Source organism: Streptomyces sp. YS415, assembly GCF_023544665.1.
Taxonomy (GTDB): domain Bacteria; phylum Actinomycetota; class Actinomycetes; order Streptomycetales; family Streptomycetaceae; genus Streptomyces.
The window spans coordinates 196,452-213,218 of sequence record NZ_JAMJFL010000003.1; the positions used below are offsets into that span (position 1 = coordinate 196,452).

General features: G+C 73.4%; 16 protein-coding genes. 6 read left to right on the forward strand and 10 right to left on the reverse strand.

What is annotated here, in order from left to right; all coding sequences use genetic code 11:
- The first annotated feature begins 42 nt into the window (after positions 1 to 42).
- Positions 43 to 1,500: a protoporphyrinogen oxidase gene (gene hemG / locus M8H82_RS05585; RefSeq protein ID WP_250071290.1), complete on the forward strand. Its 1,458-nt coding sequence runs from the start codon at positions 43 to 45 to the stop codon at positions 1,498 to 1,500.
- A 5-nt stretch (positions 1,501 to 1,505) separates the two neighbouring features.
- Positions 1,506 to 2,237, forward strand: coding sequence for a hydrogen peroxide-dependent heme synthase (hemQ, locus tag M8H82_RS05590; RefSeq protein WP_250071291.1), 732 nt, complete (start codon positions 1,506 to 1,508; stop codon positions 2,235 to 2,237).
- Between the two features lie 16 nt (positions 2,238 to 2,253).
- Here the strand turns inward: hemQ and M8H82_RS05595 are convergent, their stop codons facing one another.
- The 10 genes from M8H82_RS05595 to zapE all read right to left on the reverse strand — a co-directional run bounded on the left by M8H82_RS05595 (position 2,254) and on the right by zapE (position 13,267).
- Entirely contained in the window at positions 2,254 to 3,831 is a 1,578-nt protein-coding gene (locus tag M8H82_RS05595) for an alpha/beta hydrolase (protein ID WP_250071292.1), read from the reverse strand.
- Positions 3,832 to 3,954: 123 nt separating this feature from the next.
- Positions 3,955 to 4,728: a TIGR04222 domain-containing membrane protein gene (locus M8H82_RS05600; protein WP_250071293.1), complete on the reverse strand. Its 774-nt coding sequence runs from the start codon at positions 4,726 to 4,728 to the stop codon at positions 3,955 to 3,957.
- Positions 4,729 to 4,821: 93 nt separating this feature from the next.
- Positions 4,822 to 6,168, reverse strand: coding sequence for a DUF692 domain-containing protein (locus M8H82_RS05605; RefSeq protein ID WP_250071294.1), 1,347 nt, complete (start codon positions 6,166 to 6,168; stop codon positions 4,822 to 4,824).
- A gap of 106 nt (positions 6,169 to 6,274) precedes the next feature.
- Positions 6,275 to 6,991, reverse strand: coding sequence for a peptidyl-tRNA hydrolase (locus M8H82_RS05610; protein WP_250071295.1), 717 nt, complete (start codon positions 6,989 to 6,991; stop codon positions 6,275 to 6,277).
- 46 nt (positions 6,992 to 7,037) lie between these two features.
- Positions 7,038 to 7,220, reverse strand: a complete 183-nt coding sequence (locus M8H82_RS05615; RefSeq protein WP_250071296.1) for a hypothetical protein — start codon at positions 7,218 to 7,220, stop codon at positions 7,038 to 7,040.
- Positions 7,221 to 7,238: 18 nt separating this feature from the next.
- Entirely contained in the window at positions 7,239 to 8,081 is an 843-nt protein-coding gene (locus M8H82_RS05620; RefSeq protein WP_250071297.1) for a polysaccharide deacetylase family protein, read from the reverse strand.
- Positions 8,082 to 8,163: 82 nt separating this feature from the next.
- Positions 8,164 to 9,543: a PhoX family protein gene (locus tag M8H82_RS05625; RefSeq protein ID WP_250071298.1), complete on the reverse strand. Its 1,380-nt coding sequence runs from the start codon at positions 9,541 to 9,543 to the stop codon at positions 8,164 to 8,166.
- Positions 9,544 to 9,728: 185 nt separating this feature from the next.
- Positions 9,729 to 11,195, reverse strand: coding sequence for a SulP family inorganic anion transporter (locus M8H82_RS05630; RefSeq protein ID WP_250071299.1), 1,467 nt, complete (start codon positions 11,193 to 11,195; stop codon positions 9,729 to 9,731).
- Positions 11,192 to 11,770, reverse strand: coding sequence for a carbonic anhydrase (locus M8H82_RS05635; protein ID WP_250071300.1), 579 nt, complete (start codon positions 11,768 to 11,770; stop codon positions 11,192 to 11,194). The genes M8H82_RS05630 and M8H82_RS05635 overlap by 4 nt, the downstream gene beginning before the upstream one ends.
- Before the next feature lie 393 nt (positions 11,771 to 12,163).
- Entirely contained in the window at positions 12,164 to 13,267 is a 1,104-nt protein-coding gene (zapE, locus tag M8H82_RS05640; protein ID WP_250071301.1) for a cell division protein ZapE, read from the reverse strand.
- A gap of 104 nt (positions 13,268 to 13,371) precedes the next feature.
- Here zapE and M8H82_RS05645 point away from each other — a divergent pair, with 104 nt between their 5' ends.
- The 4 genes from M8H82_RS05645 (at position 13,372) to msrB (ending at position 16,647) form a co-directional block, all read left to right on the forward strand.
- Positions 13,372 to 14,127 carry a pyrimidine reductase family protein gene (locus tag M8H82_RS05645; RefSeq protein WP_250071302.1) on the forward strand — a complete coding sequence of 252 codons (756 nt, stop codon included), beginning with the start codon at positions 13,372 to 13,374 and terminating at the stop codon, positions 14,125 to 14,127.
- A 185-nt stretch (positions 14,128 to 14,312) separates the two neighbouring features.
- Entirely contained in the window at positions 14,313 to 14,768 is a 456-nt protein-coding gene (locus tag M8H82_RS05650; protein ID WP_250071303.1) for an indole-3-glycerol phosphate synthase, read from the forward strand.
- 72 nt (positions 14,769 to 14,840) lie between these two features.
- Positions 14,841 to 16,226 (forward strand): UDP-N-acetylmuramate--L-alanine ligase, encoded by a 1,386-nt coding sequence (gene murC, locus M8H82_RS05655; protein WP_250071304.1) that lies wholly within the window; start codon positions 14,841 to 14,843, stop codon positions 16,224 to 16,226.
- Positions 16,227 to 16,239: 13 nt separating this feature from the next.
- Complete coding sequence (gene msrB, locus M8H82_RS05660; RefSeq protein ID WP_250071305.1) at positions 16,240 to 16,647, forward strand: peptide-methionine (R)-S-oxide reductase MsrB; 408 nt, start codon at positions 16,240 to 16,242, stop codon at positions 16,645 to 16,647.
- Positions 16,648 to 16,767 lie beyond the last annotated feature (120 nt).

Genomic DNA, 16,767 nt, shown 5'->3' on the forward strand with positions numbered 1-16,767 from the left:
GGCGTGGGCGGGAGTGTCAGTGGCGTTTGAGAGAGTGGGATCATGCACGCAGCGGACACTCCAGCGGAACACGGACAGGTCGTCGTCATCGGCGCCGGGATCGCCGGCCTCGCGGCGGCCCACCGGCTGCTGGCCGGGGGCAGCCGGGTGACCCTGCTGGAGGCGGCGGACCGGATCGGCGGCAAGCTGCTGCCCGGCGAGATCGCGGGCGTCCGGGTGGACCTCGGCGCCGAGTCGATGCTGGCCCGCCGCCCCGAGGCCGTGGGACTCGCCCGCGAGGCCGGTCTCGCCGAGCACCTCCAGCCGCCGGCCACCGCCACCGCCTCCCTGTGGACCCGCGGTGCCCTGCGCCCCATGCCCAAGGGGCATGTCATGGGCGTGCCCGGCACCGCCGCCGCCCTGGCCGGCGTCCTGTCCGACGAGGGCCTGGCCCGTATCGAGCGCGAGGCCGAACTGCCGCGCACCGAGGTCGGTGACGATGTGGCGGTCGGCGCGTACGTGGCGGAGCGGCTGGGCCGCGAGGTGGTCGACCGGCTGGTCGAGCCCCTGCTGGGCGGGGTGTACGCGGGCGACGCCTACCGCATCTCGATGCGCTCGGCCGTCCCGCAGCTCTTCCGGGCCGCGCAGGCCCACGACTCCCTGACCGAGGCGGTCCGCGCCGTCCAGGCCAAGGCTGCGGCGGCTCAGCAGAGCGGCCCGGTCTTCATGGGCATCGACGGCGGCATCGGCACGCTTGCGCTCGCCGTCGCTCAGGCGGTGCGGGCCAGGGGCGGCGAGATCCGCACCGGCGCGCCGGTGACCGGGCTGCGCCGCGAGCCGGACGGCTGGCGGGTCGTCACCGGCGACCGGACGCTGCACGCGGACGCCGTCGTCGTCGCCGTACCCGCGCGGGCCGCCGCCGGCCTGCTGCGCGCCGAGGCCCCGGCCGCCGCGACCGAGCTGGCCGCCGTCGAGTACGCCTCCATGGCCCTGGTCACCCTCGCCTACCGGCGCGCCGACACCGCGCTGCCCGACGGCAGCGGCTTCCTGGTGCCGCCCGTCGACGGCCGCACCATCAAGGCGTCGACCTTCGCCTCCCACAAGTGGGGCTGGATCGCCGACCAGGACCCGGACGTGCTGGTCCTGCGCACCTCCCTCGGGCGGTACGGCGAGACGGAGATCCTCCAGCGGGAGGACACCGACCTCGTCGAGGTCTCCCGGCAGGACCTGAAGGCGGCCACCGGACTGGACGCCACCCCGCTCGCCACCCGCGTCACCCGCTGGACCGACGGCCTGCCCCAGTACCCGGTCGGCCACCACGCGCGCGTCGCCCGCATCCGCGAGCACCTGGCCAAGGTGCCGGGCCTGGCGGTGTGCGGCGCCGCCTACGACGGCGTGGGCATCCCGGCGTGCATCGCGAGCGCGTACGCGGCCGTCGACCAGATCCACGGCGATCTGCGCGCCGTGCAGCGGCTCACCGCCCACCCGGTGCAGAGTCTGCACGGAGGGGCGGGAGAATAAGGGCCATGAGTGACGACGCCCCCACCACCGAGTCCGGCAGGATCCCGAACAAGGGCAAGCTGGCCAAGGACCTCAACGATGTCATCCGCTACACCCTCTGGTCCGTCTTCCGGCTGAAGGACGTGCTCCCCGAGGACCGCGCGGGCTACGCCGACGAGGTCCAGGAGCTGTTCGACCAGCTCGCCGCCAAGGACGTGACCGTCCGCGGCACCTACGACGTGTCCGGGCTGCGCGCCGACGCCGACGTCATGATCTGGTGGCACGCCGAGACCAGCGACCAGCTCCAGGAGGCGTACAACCTCTTCCGCCGCACCCGGCTCGGCCGGGCGCTGGAGCCGGTCTGGTCGAACATGGCACTGCACCGCCCCGCCGAGTTCAACCGCTCGCACATCCCGGCGTTCCTCGCCGACGAGACGCCCCGCGACTACGTCAGCGTCTACCCCTTCGTGCGCAGCTACGACTGGTACCTGCTGCCCGACGAGGACCGCCGCCGCATGCTCGCCGACCACGGCAAGATGGCCCGCGGCTACCCGGACGTCCGCGCCAACACGGTCGCGTCCTTCTCGCTGGGCGACTACGAGTGGATCCTCGCCTTCGAGGCGGACGAGCTGTACCGCATCGTCGACCTGATGCGCCACCTGCGCGCGTCGGAGGCCCGTATGCACGTACGCGAGGAGGTCCCGTTCTACACGGGCCGCCGCAAGTCGGTCGCCGATCTGATCGCCGGGCTCGCCTGAGCCCCTCAGGGGCGCCTCACGTGGCAGGACGCGGCTCCAGGCGCGGCGCACACGCGGTGCGCCGCACCGGAAGCCGCCCCTCCAGCAAGTACGCCTCCACATGCGCGTTGACGCACGCGTTCGGCCCGCCCGCGATCCCGTGCGTCCCCGCGTCCCGCTCGGTCACCAGCACCGAGTCCCCGAGCCGCCGGTGCAGCTCCAGCGCCCCCTGATAGGGCGCCGCGGCATCCCGCTCGGCGGCGAGGATCAGCGTCGGCGGCAGCTCACCGGGCGCCGTCCGCACATCGAGCGGCCGCTGACGCGGCGCGGGCCAGAAGGCGCAGGGCAGGTTCGCCCACACGTTGTCCCACGTCTCGAACGGCGCCACCCGGGCGAGCCGGGTGTTGTCCCGGTCCCACACCCGCCACTCCGTGGGCCAGGGCGCGTCGTTGCACTCGACGGCCGTGTACACCGCCTTGCTGTTCTCCGCCTCGGCGGCGGCCTCCGTCACCGGCGCGGCGATCCCGATCAGCGGCTTGGGGTCGCCCTGGAGATACGCCGACAGCGCCTGCGCCCGGTACGGCCAGTAGTCGTCGTAGTACCCGGCCTGCAGAAACGCCCCCTGCAGCTGTCCCGGCCCCACCTTCCCGCCCGCCGGTTCCGCGGCGAGCTGCGCGCGCGCCCGCTCGTAGCTGCGCAGCACCTTCGCGGGGGTGTCGCCCAGCCGGTACACCTTGTGGTGCTTGGCGACCCACTCCCGGAAGTCCGCCCAGCGGCCCTCGAACGCGGCCGACTGGTCGAGGTTGTTGCGGTACCAGATCTGCTCCGGGTCCGGGTTCACGGCCGCGTCGAACACCATCCGGCGCACCCGCGAGGGGAAGAGCGCCGCGTACAGGGCGCCGTAGTACGTGCCGTAGGACGCGCCCATGAACGTCAGCCGCTCCTCGCCCAGCGCGGCCCGCAGGACGTCGAGGTCGCGGGCGTTGTTCAGGGAGTGGTAGTGCCGCAGCGCGCCACCGGACCGCTGGGCGCAGCCGCGCGCGTACGCCTTGGCCCGCGCGATGCGTTCCTGCTTGTACGACTCCGAGGGGTGGGTGGGCGCCTGTGACGGCCCCTTGAAGAAGTGCTTGGGGTCCTGGCAGGACAGCGGAGCGCTGCGGCCCACCCCGCGGGGGGCGTAGCCGACGAGGTCGTAGGCGGCCGCGAGGCGCTTCCACTCGGGCATCAGGCCGATCAGCGGGAAGTACATGCCCGAGGCGCCGGGGCCGCCCGGGTTGAAGACCAGGGCGCCCTGCCGCGGCACCCGGCGCTTGCTGTTGTGCGGGTCCGTGTGGGTGGCCCGCACCCGGCTGACCGTCAGCTCGATCTGCCGGCCGTCCGGACGTGCGTAGTCCAGCGGGACCTTGACCGTGCCGCACTGCAGGGAGCCCGGCATGTCCTGCTCCTGGGAGCAGGAGCCGAAGTCGATGCCGGTCACCCTCGCGCGCGCGGCGGCCACCACGGTGCCGCGCAGCTCGGCCGTACCCGGGGCGGCCTCCGCGCCGCCGGCCGGGGTGGCGGCGAGGGTGGTCAGGAGCAGCGACCCGGCGGCCGTGTAGAGGGTGAGGGCTCTCATCGCGTATCCCTTCGGTGCACGGACGCAACAAAAGGGATGCTTCGTTCGGTTGTGGGCGAAGGCAAGCACCGTCCGCCCGGTGTCGGCGCCAATGCCCCCTGTGCGCCCCCTGGGTGCGGGGTGTCAGTCGCGCCAGAGGGACGCGCGCTGCTCGAAGGCCGCCCGCAGGTCCGGCTCGCCGACCGCGCGGACGCCGCGCACGGCGACGGTGGTGAGGTACGTACGGTCGTCCCCGCCGCCCGTGTGCCGGGACAACGCGCCCAGCAGCCGCTGTCCGGCCGGCGACGCCCAGCGCGAGTACGGGTGGACCTCGACGCGCGCGATGGCCAGGCAGCTCAGGGTGAGCGCGAGCGGCAGCCCGAACCAGAGGGCGACCAGATGGCGGGGCAACTCGGCCCCGCCGGGCAGGAGCAGGGCGATCCCGCCCAGCGCCAGGACGGCCACCGCGGCGAGCCGCACCCGCTGGACCTCGGCCGCTATACCGGTGCGGGCTCCGTCGGGAACGGCGAGACCGGCCCGGACGAGCCGTTCGGCGAGGGTGCCCACCGCCTCGGCGTCGGCCGCGGCGTCCCGCACCGGCGCGATGGGGGACTGCCCGCCGGGCCCGATGGCCCCTATGACGGACCGTTCGATGTCGTCCCGGCCGCGCGGGTCGACGACCGTCGCCCAGCCGGTGCGGGCGAGCAGCAGCCGGCGCTGACGGGCCATGGAGACGAGCGTGAGATCGGCCACCCGGCGCGGGCCGCCCGACAGGAACGCGGCCTCGTACAGCGTCAGGTCGTGCTCCCGGCCCGCGTGCACGTCGACGGCCGCCGCGTGGACGGCGGCCAGGCACAGCCGGGTGCACGCGAGGCCGGCGACGGCCCAGGCCAGCAGCAGGAGAAGGACCCAGAACATGCCGCGTTTCTATGCCAAGGGCGCGTGCGGACGCCATGCCTTATTCACCATCCGGACGGAGCGTTGCCGATATGCAACGTTCCGTAGGAAACGTCAGGGCTTCGCGGGCCTCTTGTCCACCGGAGGGGCCATGGGAGGGGGCACGGGCGGGGTTCCCCGGCGGGTCAACGTGCGCCGTATCCGCGCCAGCCGCGCGGGCGGGCGCGGGGCCGGGCCCGAGCGCTCCCGCCGCCACCGGCCCAGCTCCCTGCGGGCGCGGCTGTCCAGCGCCCCCTCGGCGGCGAGCAGGTGACCGGCGAAGTCGAGCGCGTCGCGTCGGTAGCCGTCCGTCATGGGGTTGCGCTGGGCGTAGGCGAGGAAGGCGGGACGGTAGCGCGGGCCGAGGATGACGGGCAGTTCGGGCGCGACCTTCGCCACGACGTCCGCCCGCTTCCCGGCCAGCGCCCGCGCCTGGACGCCCAGCCGCGTCCGGTCGAATCCCTCGGGCACCGGTGTCCCCGCGACGAGCGCGGACAGCAGCGCGGCCTGGGCGAGGGCCAGGCGCTCGCGGGCGGCCGGGGAGATCGGTTCCGCGGTGCGGCGGCCAGCCGGGGCGGCCGGGGTCCCCGGCTCCTGGCCGCCCTTCTCGACGGCCGCCCGGATCTGCGCCAACTCCCGCTCCAGCTCGGCCGGTTCGGGGAAGTTCTCGTCGCGCTCCAGCAGGACGCCGGGCGGGGCGATGCGCGAGGCCAGGTCGGTGAGGATGTCGAGCACCGGCCGCGGGACCGGGTGGGCGTGGCTGTCGTGCCAGACGCCGTCCCGCTCGAAGCCGCCCGCGACATGGACGTACGCGATGGCCTCCAGGGGGAGGTGGGCGAGCGCCTCGGCCGGGTCCTCGCCCCGGTTGACGTGGTTGGTGTGCAGGTTGGCCACGTCGATGAGCAGCCGGACGCCGGTGCGGTCGGCCAGTTCGTAGAGGAACTGTCCCTCGGTCAGTTCCTCGCCGGGCCAGGCGATCAGTGCGGCGATGTTCTCGACGGCGAGCGGGACGGGCAGCGCGTCCTGGGCGATCCGGATGTTCTCGCACAGCACGTCCAGGGCGTCCCGGGTGCGCGGCACGGGCAGCAGATGGCCCGCCTCCAGCGGCGGTGACGCGGTGAGCGGGCCGCCCGCCCGGACGAACGCGATGTGCTCGGTGACCAGCGGCGAGCCCAGCGCCTCGGCCCGCTCGGCGAGTGCGGTGAGCCGGGCGGCGTCGGGCCGGTCGGCGCCGCCGAGGCCGAGCGAGACACCGTGCGGGACCACGGTGACCCCGCGCTCGCGCAGCCGCAGCAACGCCGCCGGGAGATGGCCGGGGCACACGTTCTCGGCGACCACCTCGACCCAGTCGATGCCCGGCATGCGTTCCACGGCGTCCGCGATCTCCGGCCGCCACCCGATCCCCGTACCCAGTCGCTCCATGGTCGTCCCCCTCCGACACGCCCAGCACGTGCGTGCAGGGGGTATGGCCCCGGCGGGCGGCGGCGAACCCCTTCGGCCGGGGCTTCAGAGCAACATTTGAGGTTGGCTAGCGCAGGGCGGGGTGATCGGCGACCACCGTGCAGGAGCCGGGGGCGATCTCCGTGAAGCCGGCGTCCCGTACGACCGGCAGGCCGCTCGTGGTGAGGGCGGGCCAGCGGTCGCGGGGCGCCGTCCGTACGGCGAGCGGGAAGCCGGCGTCGCGCCAGGCCCTGCGCTCCTCCTCCGCGAGGTCCCACCAGGCGAGCTGGGCGCCGTGACCGGCCTGGGCCATCGCCTTGCCGGCCGACATGCCGAGGTCGGGGTTGAGCCACAGCACCGGGGCCGCCGGGTCCGCGGCGACCGGGTCCTGCGGGTCGTCGAGGTCGGTGCCGGAGACCTGGAGCCGGGCGAGCTCCTTGGGCCAGCCGTCGAGGGGGACGGGCGGGAACACCCGTACCTCGGCCGTCCCGCCGGTCACCGTGATCCCCGGCAGGGCCTCCGCCCGCCGCCACTCGGCGCCCCGGGCCCGCCGTACGACCTTGCGGATCCGGGCGTCCTGCCAGTCCCGCACGGCCTCGGCCCACTCGCCGTCCCCGGCGGCCCGCTCGTCCGCGAGCATCACCAGCACGGCACGGGCGGCGGTCTCCAGGGCGTCGGTGCGGGCCGGGGGAGCGGCCCGCTCGATGCGCACGACGAGCGGCAGCACGTACTGCGGGGCGAGGTCGCGGGGGGTGGGCTCGGCACGGAAGGGGCTGTCGGCGGCGGACGCGGTTTCTTGGCTCACCCCGCCCAGTCTGCCAGCCGGAAGGCCGGCGCCCGGCTGCCGCGGATCACCCCGAGCAGGCGGTCCGCTCGGCCTCGCGCCACTCGCACACCGGGCACAGGGTGAGGCCCTTGTACGACTCCGGGTACTCCGTCGGCTCCCGGCACAGCACACACTCCGCGTACGGCGGCCCGTCGGCCTTCGGCGGCTTGGTCGCGTCGGCGATCGTGCAGTAGTCGGCGTCGCTCATGCCTCCAGCGTAGAACGGTCACCGCCGGTCGTGGGCGGCCCCGATCAGCTCGGACACCCGGACGAAGCGGAACCCCTGGCGCCGCAGCTCGGGCACGAGGGTGCGGACGGCGCGCTCGGTGGTGGGGGCGGCGCTGCGGGTGCAGTGCATGACGACGACCGAGCCCGGCCGCACCCCCTCCAGCACCTGCCGGGCCACGGCGTCGGCGTCGGTGGCGAAGGCGTCCCCGCTCACCACGTCCCACTGCACGGCGGTCACCCCGGCCGGGGTCAGCGCCCTGAGCGCCCGCCGGTCGTAGCACCCCCCGGGGAACCGGAAGTACGGCCTCGCGTCCGGCACTCCGGCCCTGCGGAAGGCGGCGTACGCCCGCTCCACGTCCGCCCGCATCCGGGCCTCGGGCACGGTCGGCAGGCCGTAGCAGTCGCCGGTGAAGGCGTAGTGGCTGTAGGAGTGGTTGGCGACCTCGAAGAGCGGGTCCCGGCCGATGCCCCGCGCCTGCCGGGGGTACTCCTCGGCCCACCGCCCGGTCATGAACACGGTCGCGGGCACCTTCAGCTCCCGCAGCGCCTCGATGAGCCCCGGATTGTCGAACCGCTCCCCGGCCGCGGCCCGCGGTCCCTGGTCGGCGGTCATGTCGGCGTCGAAGGTGAGCGCGACGGTCCTGTCCGGGGTCCGGGGCCCGTTCGTGAACACGGGGGTGAGTCCGGCGGGGCCCGGCGCGAGCGTCGGCGGCTGCGACGGCGCGGCGGAGGCCGCGGAGGGCGCCGGGCGAGCGGCTCGGGGGGCCTGGGGGGCGCCGCAGGCGGCGAGTGCGGCGCCCAGGACACAGACGGCGGTGATGCTGCGTACGCGAGTGATCACCGTATGAGAATCACGGCGACATGCGTCTTATCCGATTTCGGGCGCCGCCGACACGGGGCCGTGTCACCCGGTCAGCGGCCGGTCACCTGCGCCAGGGGCCCGTCACCGCGAACGTCGTGCCCGGGGTGTAGCAGTTGACGTACATCGTCCCGCCGTCCGGGGAGAAGGCGACGCCGGCGAACTCGCCCCATTCCGGTTCCTCGGGTGTGCCGATGTTCTGGGCGTTGCGGGCCATCGCGTAGACCTCGCCGCGGCGGGTGACGCCGTAGACGTGCTGGGCGCCGTTGCCGTCCTCGCAGACCATGAGGCCGCCGGAGGGGGCCAGGCAGATGTTGTCGGGGGACTCGCCGGGGAGCTGGATGTCCGTGTCGGGGCCGAAGACGATCACCAGGGTGAGCCGGCGGCGCTCGGGGTCGTAGCGCCAGATCTGGCCGTAGTGGTCCGCCGCCGAGCCCTCGGCACTGCGGGCGAAGGACGACACGAAGTAGACCGAGCGGCCGCCCCAGTAGCAGCCCTCCAGCTTCTGGGCGTGGGTGATGCCCCGGGGGCCGAAGTCCTGGAGGCGGATGGGGGTCTCGGCGGCCAGGGGGTCCGGTACGTCCACCCACTCGACGCGGTCGAAGGAGGCTCCCGGTTCCTGGATCGACGACAGGTCCGGTACGTCCGGCACCCGCATCGCCTGGAGGCGGCCGCCCGCCCGCAGGGAGCCTCCGCCGCCGAGGGGCCGGTGCGGGAGGAAGCGGTAGAACAGGCCGAAGGGCTTCTGGAAGGCGTCCTCGGTCTCGTAGACGATGCCGCGTCTCGGGTCCACCGACACCGCCTCGTGCTGGAAGCGGCCCATCGCGGTCAGCGGTACCGCGCCGCTGCGGTGCGGGTCCGCCGGGTCCACCTCGAAGATGAAGCCGTGGTCCTTGGTGTAGCCGTTGGTGCCCGCCTTGTCCTCGGTCTCCTCGCAGGTCAGCCAGGTACCCCAGGGAGTGGGCCCGCCCGCGCAGTTGACCGCCGTACCGGCGATGCCGACGCGCTCGGCGAGGACCTTGCCGCGCGCGTCCAGGGTCAGCGTCGTGCAGCCGCCCTTGCCCTGCGGGTCGTACGTCAGTCCCTCGACCGCCGGGACGGCGAGCCGTGCGGTGGCGCGGTTCTCGTGGTTGCGGACCAGGTGGACCCTGCCGTGCCGGCCGGGCAGGGCGGCCATGCCGTCGTGGTTCGAGGGGACCGGTCCCTCTCCCGAGCGCAGGGGGTCGCCCTCACGGGACAGGACCCGGTAGCGGAAACCTTTCGGCAGGTCGAGGAGGCCGTTCGGGTCGGGGACGAGGGGGCCGTAACCGGTGTGGCCCAGGTCCTGCGCGGCGGCTGTGCCCGCGAAGAGTTCGCTGAGGTTTCCGGCGAAGGCGATCGAGACGCCCAGGGCGCCGGTGCGGGCGAGCATCTGACGGCGGTTCTGCAAGCCGTGGTCGGACATGGTGGAACCTTCCTGCTGGCGGACAGGACTGTGTCGACGCCGTGTCTACCATTTGGTTCCGGCCAGGTGAACCACGCGCGTAGAGCGAGTTCACCGACGAGGCGGCCAATAACGGACGATATGCGCAAGGGTGTCGCGGGCCGTGTGCCCTCGGGGCGGGGACGGCCCCGCCCCGAGGGCACCCGTCAGGGTGAGGTGACCCGCACCGGGTCGGTGCCCGCCGCGCTGTGCCGCCCGGCCCACGTCTCCAGTGCCGTACGGCAGGCGTGGTCCAGGTGGTGCAGCCCGGACAGGTCCAGTTCCACCGGCCGGTCCTGGGGCAGCGCCTCCAGGCTGTCGAGTATCTTCGGCAGCCGCAGGAAGGTGGCGTTGCCCGACAGGTACGCCTGGACCGGCCCGGCGCCCTTGTCCACCACCTCCAGCTTCAGGTGCGAGGCCTGCCAGGCCGTCTTGGCGACGGCCAGCGCGAGACCGATGAGCACCCCCTCGAACATGCTGACCGCGACGATCGACCCGGCCGTGACCACGAGGATCAGCACCTCACCGCGGTGCTCGGGCCACAGCGAGCGGATCGCGCGCACGGGGATCAGCTTGGCTCCGGCGTGCACCAGTACGCCCGCCAGGGCCGGGAGCGGAATCCAGGCCAGCACGGACGGCAGCAGCGCCGCGAACAGCAGCAGCCAGACGCCGTGCATCACCCGGGAGGCCTTGGTCCGGGCCCCGGCCTGGACGTTGGCCGAGCTGCGCACGATCACCGCGGTCATCGGCAGCGCGCCGAGCGCTCCGCACACGGTGTTGCCCGCGCCCTGGGCGATCAGCTCCTTGTCGTACTCGGTGCGCGGACCGTCGTGCATCCGGTCCACCGCCGCCGCGCTGAACAGCGACTCCGCGGACGCGATCAGCGTGAAGGCGACGATCGTGACGAGCAGCCCCACATCCGCGAGCTGCCCGAAGGAGCTCGGCGACGGCGGCTGGACCGAGCCCAGCAGCCCCTTCACCTCGACGGTGGCCACCGGCAGCGCGAACACCGTCGCGCCCAGCGTCGCCAGCCCCACAGCCGCGAGCGGACCGGGCACCGTGCGCAGCGCGCCCGGCATCCGCTTCCACAGCACCAGGACGGCGATCGTGCCCGCGCCGAGTCCCAGCGAGGCCAGTGCCCCGGTGTCGCCGAGGGCGTCGGCGAGCGCACCGGGCAGCCCGGCTATTTTCGCCGCACCGGAGGCCGGCGCCGCCGCGCCGGCCATGGCGTAGAGCTGGCCGGCGATGAGCACGAGACCGATGCCGGCCAGCATGCCCTCGACGACCGCGACCGAGATGGCCCGGAACCAGCGCCCGAGCCGGAGGGCGCCCATCAGGAGCTGGAGCAGGCCCGTGGCCGGCACGATCACACCGAGCGCGGGCAGCCCGAACTCCTGGACGGCCTCGAAGACCAGCACGGTCAGGCCCGCCGCGGGGCCCGACACCTGGAGGCTGCTGCCCCGCATCATGCCCGTGACGATGCCGCCCACGATGCCGGTGACCAGGCCCAGTTCGGCCGGGACACCGGAGGCGACGGCCACGCCCACGCACAGCGGCAGCGCGACCAGGAACACGACCAGGGAAGCGGCGAAGTCCCGCCGCAGATGCGGGAAGGCGGTCGCCGCCGCCCTCACAGCGCCTCGAAGGTGTCGGTGTCGGCGCGGTGTTCCCGCACGGCGCCGGTGTGCACCTCGTAGTACCAGCCGTGCAGGGTCAGTCGGCGTTCCTTCAGTTTCGCCTCGATGAAGGGGTAGGAGCGCAGCCGTAGCAGCTGGGTGAGGACGTGGCTCTGGACGCCCGCGGCGACGGCCGGGTCCTCGGCCGCTCCGGTCGGGCGCGGGGTCGCGTGCGTCAGCCAGTCGCGCACGGCAGGTACGGCGTCCAGGTCGTCGCCGCGCACCAGCGCGCCGACGGCACCGCAGTGGGAGTGGCCGCAGACCACGATGTCGCCGACGCCGAGGACTTCCACGGCGTACTCGATGGTGGCCGCCTCGCTGGTGGGGTGCTCGGAGGCGTACGGCGGGACGATGTTGCCCGCGGTGCGCAGCTCGAAGAGCTCGCCGGGGCGGGCGCCCGTGATCAGGGCCGGCACGACCCGGGAGTCCGAGCAGGTGATGAAGAGCACCTGCGGGGACTGGCCTTCGGCGAGCTCGGCGAACTCCTCAGGGCGCTGTCCGAACGTACGGGCGTTGTCGATGAGGGGCTGCATAGGTCGTGATTCCTCCTGGCGCGCCGCACAGGGGCGCGTCGGACGGGCAGGACAAAGCAGAGTGGGGGAAGCTGCTCCGCTGATCAGCGGCGGACCACCCGGCGCGCCCGGGCTCTGGCCTTTGCGTGACGGACCGTGTGCGCGGGTGCGAAGGATGCGGCGGGAGCGAAGAGTTCGAGGGCCGGCATGGCGGTGGTGGGGGCCTGCTCTGGGGCCATATCCGTCGTACCTCGGAACACGCGCCCTCCTCCGGTCGTCCCGCACTTCTAGTACGCCCCAACAGTTGGTCAACCGCTGGTCAAGAAACACGTTAACCCTGCAAAGTTGTTTGCAGGGTCAACTCGGCGCTTCGCGCGGAAGAGGGCCTGAAATGTGGGGGCGGCCTGGCCTGAACTAGGCGGTTCGGACGAGGTCCTTCGCGTCCCGGGCGAGCGCGGTGAGGCGGGAGATCGCGCGGAAGTACTTCTTGCGGTACCCGCCCTTCAGCATCTCCTCGCTGAACAGCTGATCGAACGGCAGGCCCGAGGCCAGCACGGGCACTTCACGGTCGTAGAGCCGGTCCGCGAGCACCACCAGCCGCAGCGCGGTGGACTGGTCCGGAACCGGCCGCACATCGGTCAGGCACACCGCCGTCACGCCGTCGGTCAGCGCGCCGTACCGGCTGGGGTGCACCCTCGCCAGGTGTTCCAGCAGCCGCGGGAAGTCGTCGAGCGAGGCGCCCGCGGTCTCCTGGGCCGCCCGTGTCACCTGCTCGTCGTCGAACGGCGCCGGAGCCTCGGGCAGGCCGCGGTGGCGGTAGTCCTCGCCGTCGATGCGCAGCGGGCGGAAGTGCGCCGACAGGCCCTGGATCTCCCGCAGGAAGTCGGCCGCGGCGAAGCGGCCCTCGCCGAGCTTGCCGGGCAGCGTGTTGGACGTGGCGGCGAGGGCGACCCCCGCGTCGACCAGCTTGCCGAGCAGGGTGGAGACGAGGACCGTGTCGCCGGGGTCGTCCAGCTCGAACTCGTCGATGCACAGCAGGCGGTGCCCGGACAGGGTCTGCACCGTCTGCTGGAAGCCCAGGGCGCCGACGAGGTTGGTCAGCTCCACGAAGGTGCCGAACGCCTTGAGGGACGGTTCGGCCGGGGTGGCGTGCCAGAGCGAGGCGAGCAGGTGGGTCTTGCCCACGCCGTAGCCGCCGTCCAGGTAGACGCCCCGGGGACCTGCGGGGGTCTTGGGCGCCTTGGGCCTGCCGAGGCCGAAGAAGCCGCGCCTGCCGGAGCCGGCCGCCTGCGCGCCGCCGAGTCCCGCCGCGAAGGACTCCAGGACGTGGACCGCCTCCGTCTGGCTGGGCTGGTTCGGGTCCGGGATGTACGTGCCGAAGCGGACCGAGTCGAAGCGGGGCGGGGGGACCATCTCCGCCACCAGCCGGTCCGCGGGGACGCGCGGCTCGCGGGAGCAGAGGGAGAGCGGGGTCGCTTCGGCTATCGGGGACTCGCCGGCGGAGCTGGAGGAGGACACGTTCACCGATTTTAGGGGGTGGCGCGCGGGCGGCCTCCCCGGTGCGGGCCGGCCGGGGGAGTGCGCGCCGGTGTGTCCTCGCCCGTGCGTGGAACACTGCCCGCATGCGACGCCTGTTCCCAGTGACCGATCAGACGGACGACCGTGAGTGGACGCTCGACGAGCTGGCCGAGGTCTACGCCTACCCCGACCCCGCCGAGCCCCGGCTGCGCGCCAACATGGTCTCCACGCTCGACGGGGCCGCCCAGTACGACGGCAGGTCGCAGCCGATCTCCAGCGCGACCGACATGCGGATCTTCGGCACCCTGCGGGCGCTGGCGGATGCCGTGGTCGTCGGTGCGGAAACGGTACGCCAGGAGGGGTACCGGCCCGCACGCGCGCGTGCCGAGTTCGCGGCGCGGCGCGAGGCGGCCGGCCAGGCGCCCGCGCCGGCCATCGCCGTCGTCACCGCCGGTCTCGACCTGGATTTCTCCCTTCCGCTCTTCGCCTCCCCGCTGGTGCCGACGATCGTGCTGACCGGTGCCGGGGCGGCCCCGGAGCGGATCGCCGCCGCCGGGAAGGCGGGGGTGCGGGTGCTCTTCGCCGGTGACGGCGCCGGGGTGGACCCGGGCCGGCTCGTCCAGGCGCTCGCCGGGCTCGGCCACCGGCGGCTGCTGACCGAGGGCGGGCCGCGGCTGCTCGGCCAGCTGATCGCGGCCGGGGTGCTCGACGAGCTCTGTCTGACCGTGTCCCCGATGCTCACCGCGGGCAACGCGCAGCGGATCGCGGACGGGCCCCCGGTGGAGCTGCCCCGGAAGTTCGCACTGATGTCCATGCTGGAGGAGGAGGGCTTCCTCTTCACCCGGTACGGCCGGGTCTGACGGGGGCGGCGGGGCGCCGGCCCGGGCGCCGGGGTCCGGTAAAGGGCGGAATAAGCCGTTCCGTTTAGCCCCCGGCGGGCACACTGAATGTCGCAGTCCTCGTGCGATCACGGGGCAGGATGGTTTCCGCAGGGCCTTGTCGGGCCCTGTCGCAGAAGGGGCGTCTGGTGTTCAGAAGCGTATTGATGATCGAGAAGGCCCTGACCTCCGCGGACGTGGAGTTCGTCACCACGCTGCACGGGGACGAGCCGGTCTTCTTCCATGTGCTGCTCCAGCCGCGCGGCGACCAGGCGGACCGCCTGCTGCGGGCCATCGACGACGTGGCGCTGGGGGAGCTGGACGAGGCGGCCCGCGAGGGGGAGACGCCGGAGGGCGAGGAGGCCAGGGGGTTCGGGGAGCGGGCGCTCGCCGTCTCCCTCCAGGCGCTGCGGGCGTCCGGGAGCGAGGCGGACGGGCGGTTGATCGAGGACCATCCGCTGGACGCGCTGAAGTCCCTGGTGGACGAGGTGAGGGCGGACGAGGTGATCGTCCTCACCGATCCGCACTACGTGGAGGAGTTCTTCCACCGCGACTGGGCCTCGCGGGCCCGCCACAAGGTGGGAGTGCCGGTGCTGAAGCTCTTCTCGCACAGCAAGGCGTAGGTCCTGGCCGGCCGCCGCACCCCATAGGCTGGGGGCACCTTCACGTCGTACCGGATCTTGGGAGATATGTACATGGCACCCGGCCTTCCCTCCGCCATGGACCGACCGCACTTCATCGGCATCGGCGGTGCCGGGATGTCCGGCATCGCGAAGATCCTGGCGCAGCGCGGGGCCGTGGTGGCCGGGAGCGACGCCAAGGAGTCCGCCACCGCCGAGGCGCTGCGCGCGCTGGGCGTGACCGTGCACATCGGGCACGCCGCCGGGCATCTCGCCGACGACGCGAGCTGTGTCGTCGTGTCGTCGGCGATCCGGCAGGACAACCCCGAGCTGGCGCGCGCGGCCGAGCTGGGCATCCCGGTGGTGCACCGGTCCGACGCGCTGGCCGCGCTGATGGACGGACTGCGGCCGATCGCCGTCGCCGGTACGCACGGCAAGACGACCACCACCTCGATGCTGGCCGTGTCGCTGAGCGCGCTCGGCCTCGACCCCTCGTACGCGATCGGCGGGGACCTGGACGCGCCGGGATCCAACGCGCTGCACGGCGACGGGGAGATCTTCGTCGCCGAGGCCGACGAGTCGGACCGCAGCTTCCACAAGTACGCGCCCGAGGTGGCGATCGTGCTCAACGTGGAGCTGGACCACCACGCGAACTACGCGTCGATGGACGAGATCTACGAGTCCTTCGAGACCTTCGCGGGCCGGATCGTGCCCGGCGGCACGCTGGTGATCTCCGCCGATCACGAGGGCGCGCGCGAACTCACCCGGCGCCTCGACGGCGTCCGCGTGGTGACGTACGGCGAGTCCGAGGACGCCGACGTGCGGGTGCTGTCCGTGGTCGCGCAGGGCCTGAAGAGCGAGGTGACCGTGGACCTGGACGGTCAGCGGCTCACCTTCACCGTCTCCGTCCCGGGCCGGCACTACGCCCACAACGCCGTGGCCGCGCTGGCGGCGGGCGTGGCGCTCGGGGTCCCGGCCGCCGGACTCGCCGGGGCGATCGCCGCCTACACCGGCGTCAAGCGGCGCCTCCAGCTCAAGGGCGAGGCCGCCGGGGTGCAGGTCATCGACTCCTACGCGCACCACCCGACCGAGATGACGGCGGACCTGGAGGCCATGCGCGCCGCCGCGGGGGACGCCCGCATCCTCGTCGTCTTCCAGCCGCACCTGTTCTCCCGGACCCAGGAGCTGGGCAAGGAGATGGGGCAGGCGCTGGCCCTCGCGGACGCCTCGCTGGTGCTGGAGATCTACCCGGCCCGCGAGGACCCGATCCCCGGTGTCACCAGCGAGCTGATCATCGAGGCGGCCCGGGTCGCGGGCGCCGACGTGACGCCCGTGCGCGACAAGGGCGAGGTCGCCTCCGTGGTGGCGGGAATGGCCAAGCCCGGTGATCTCGTTCTCACCATGGGCGCGGGCGACGTGACGGACCTCGGCCCGCAGATCCTGGACCGCCTGTCGAAGTGAGGGGCTGAGACTCATGTCGTACGACGTCGAGAAGCCGGACGAGCAGTGGCGCGCGGAATTGACCCCGGCCGAGTACGCCGTGCTGCGGCAGGCCGGTACCGAGCCCGCCTTCACCGGTGAGTACACCGACACCAAGACCCAGGGCGTGTACTCCTGTCGCGCCTGCGGTGCCGAACTGTTCACCTCGGACACCAAGTTCGAGTCCCACTGCGGCTGGCCGTCCTTCTTCGACCCGAAGGACTCCGACGCGGTGGAACTGCTGTCGGACACCTCGCACGGCATGGTGCGCACGGAGGTGCGGTGCGCGCGGTGCGGCTCCCACCTCGGGCATGTCTTCGAGGGCGAGGGCTACCCCACGCCGACCGACCAGCGGTACTGCATCAACAGCATCTCCCTGCGGCTGACGCCCGACGCGGGCTGACCGCGGCGGCGGAAGGACGAAAGGCCGAAAGGCCGAAAGTCGGTCAACCCCCCTGGTGGCACGGGATACTTGGGTCTTCGCGTGACGTGACGACCAGGGGGAGCGATCGTTGAACTCGGC

Excerpts from the sequence above, each read along its gene's own strand:
- M8H82_RS05595 (WP_250071292.1), bottom strand. The coding sequence starts at position 3,831 with ATGAGAGCCCTCACCCTCTACACGGCCGCCGGGTCGCTGCTCCTGACC.
- hemQ (WP_250071291.1), top strand. The coding sequence starts at position 1,506 with ATGAGTGACGACGCCCCCACCACCGAGTCCGGCAGGATCCCGAACAAG.
- murC (WP_250071304.1), top strand. The coding sequence starts at position 14,841 with ATGGCACCCGGCCTTCCCTCCGCCATGGACCGACCGCACTTCATCGGC.
- hemG (WP_250071290.1), top strand. The coding sequence starts at position 43 with ATGCACGCAGCGGACACTCCAGCGGAACACGGACAGGTCGTCGTCATC.
- M8H82_RS05645 (WP_250071302.1), top strand. The coding sequence starts at position 13,372 with ATGCGACGCCTGTTCCCAGTGACCGATCAGACGGACGACCGTGAGTGG.
- M8H82_RS05635 (WP_250071300.1), bottom strand. The coding sequence starts at position 11,770 with ATGCAGCCCCTCATCGACAACGCCCGTACGTTCGGACAGCGCCCTGAG.
- M8H82_RS05605 (WP_250071294.1), bottom strand. The coding sequence starts at position 6,168 with ATGGAGCGACTGGGTACGGGGATCGGGTGGCGGCCGGAGATCGCGGAC.
- M8H82_RS05650 (WP_250071303.1), top strand. The coding sequence starts at position 14,313 with ATGATCGAGAAGGCCCTGACCTCCGCGGACGTGGAGTTCGTCACCACG.
- msrB (WP_250071305.1), top strand. The coding sequence starts at position 16,240 with ATGTCGTACGACGTCGAGAAGCCGGACGAGCAGTGGCGCGCGGAATTG.
- M8H82_RS05615 (WP_250071296.1), bottom strand. The coding sequence starts at position 7,220 with ATGAGCGACGCCGACTACTGCACGATCGCCGACGCGACCAAGCCGCCG.
- M8H82_RS05600 (WP_250071293.1), bottom strand. The coding sequence starts at position 4,728 with ATGTTCTGGGTCCTTCTCCTGCTGCTGGCCTGGGCCGTCGCCGGCCTC.
- M8H82_RS05625 (WP_250071298.1), bottom strand. The coding sequence starts at position 9,543 with ATGTCCGACCACGGCTTGCAGAACCGCCGTCAGATGCTCGCCCGCACC.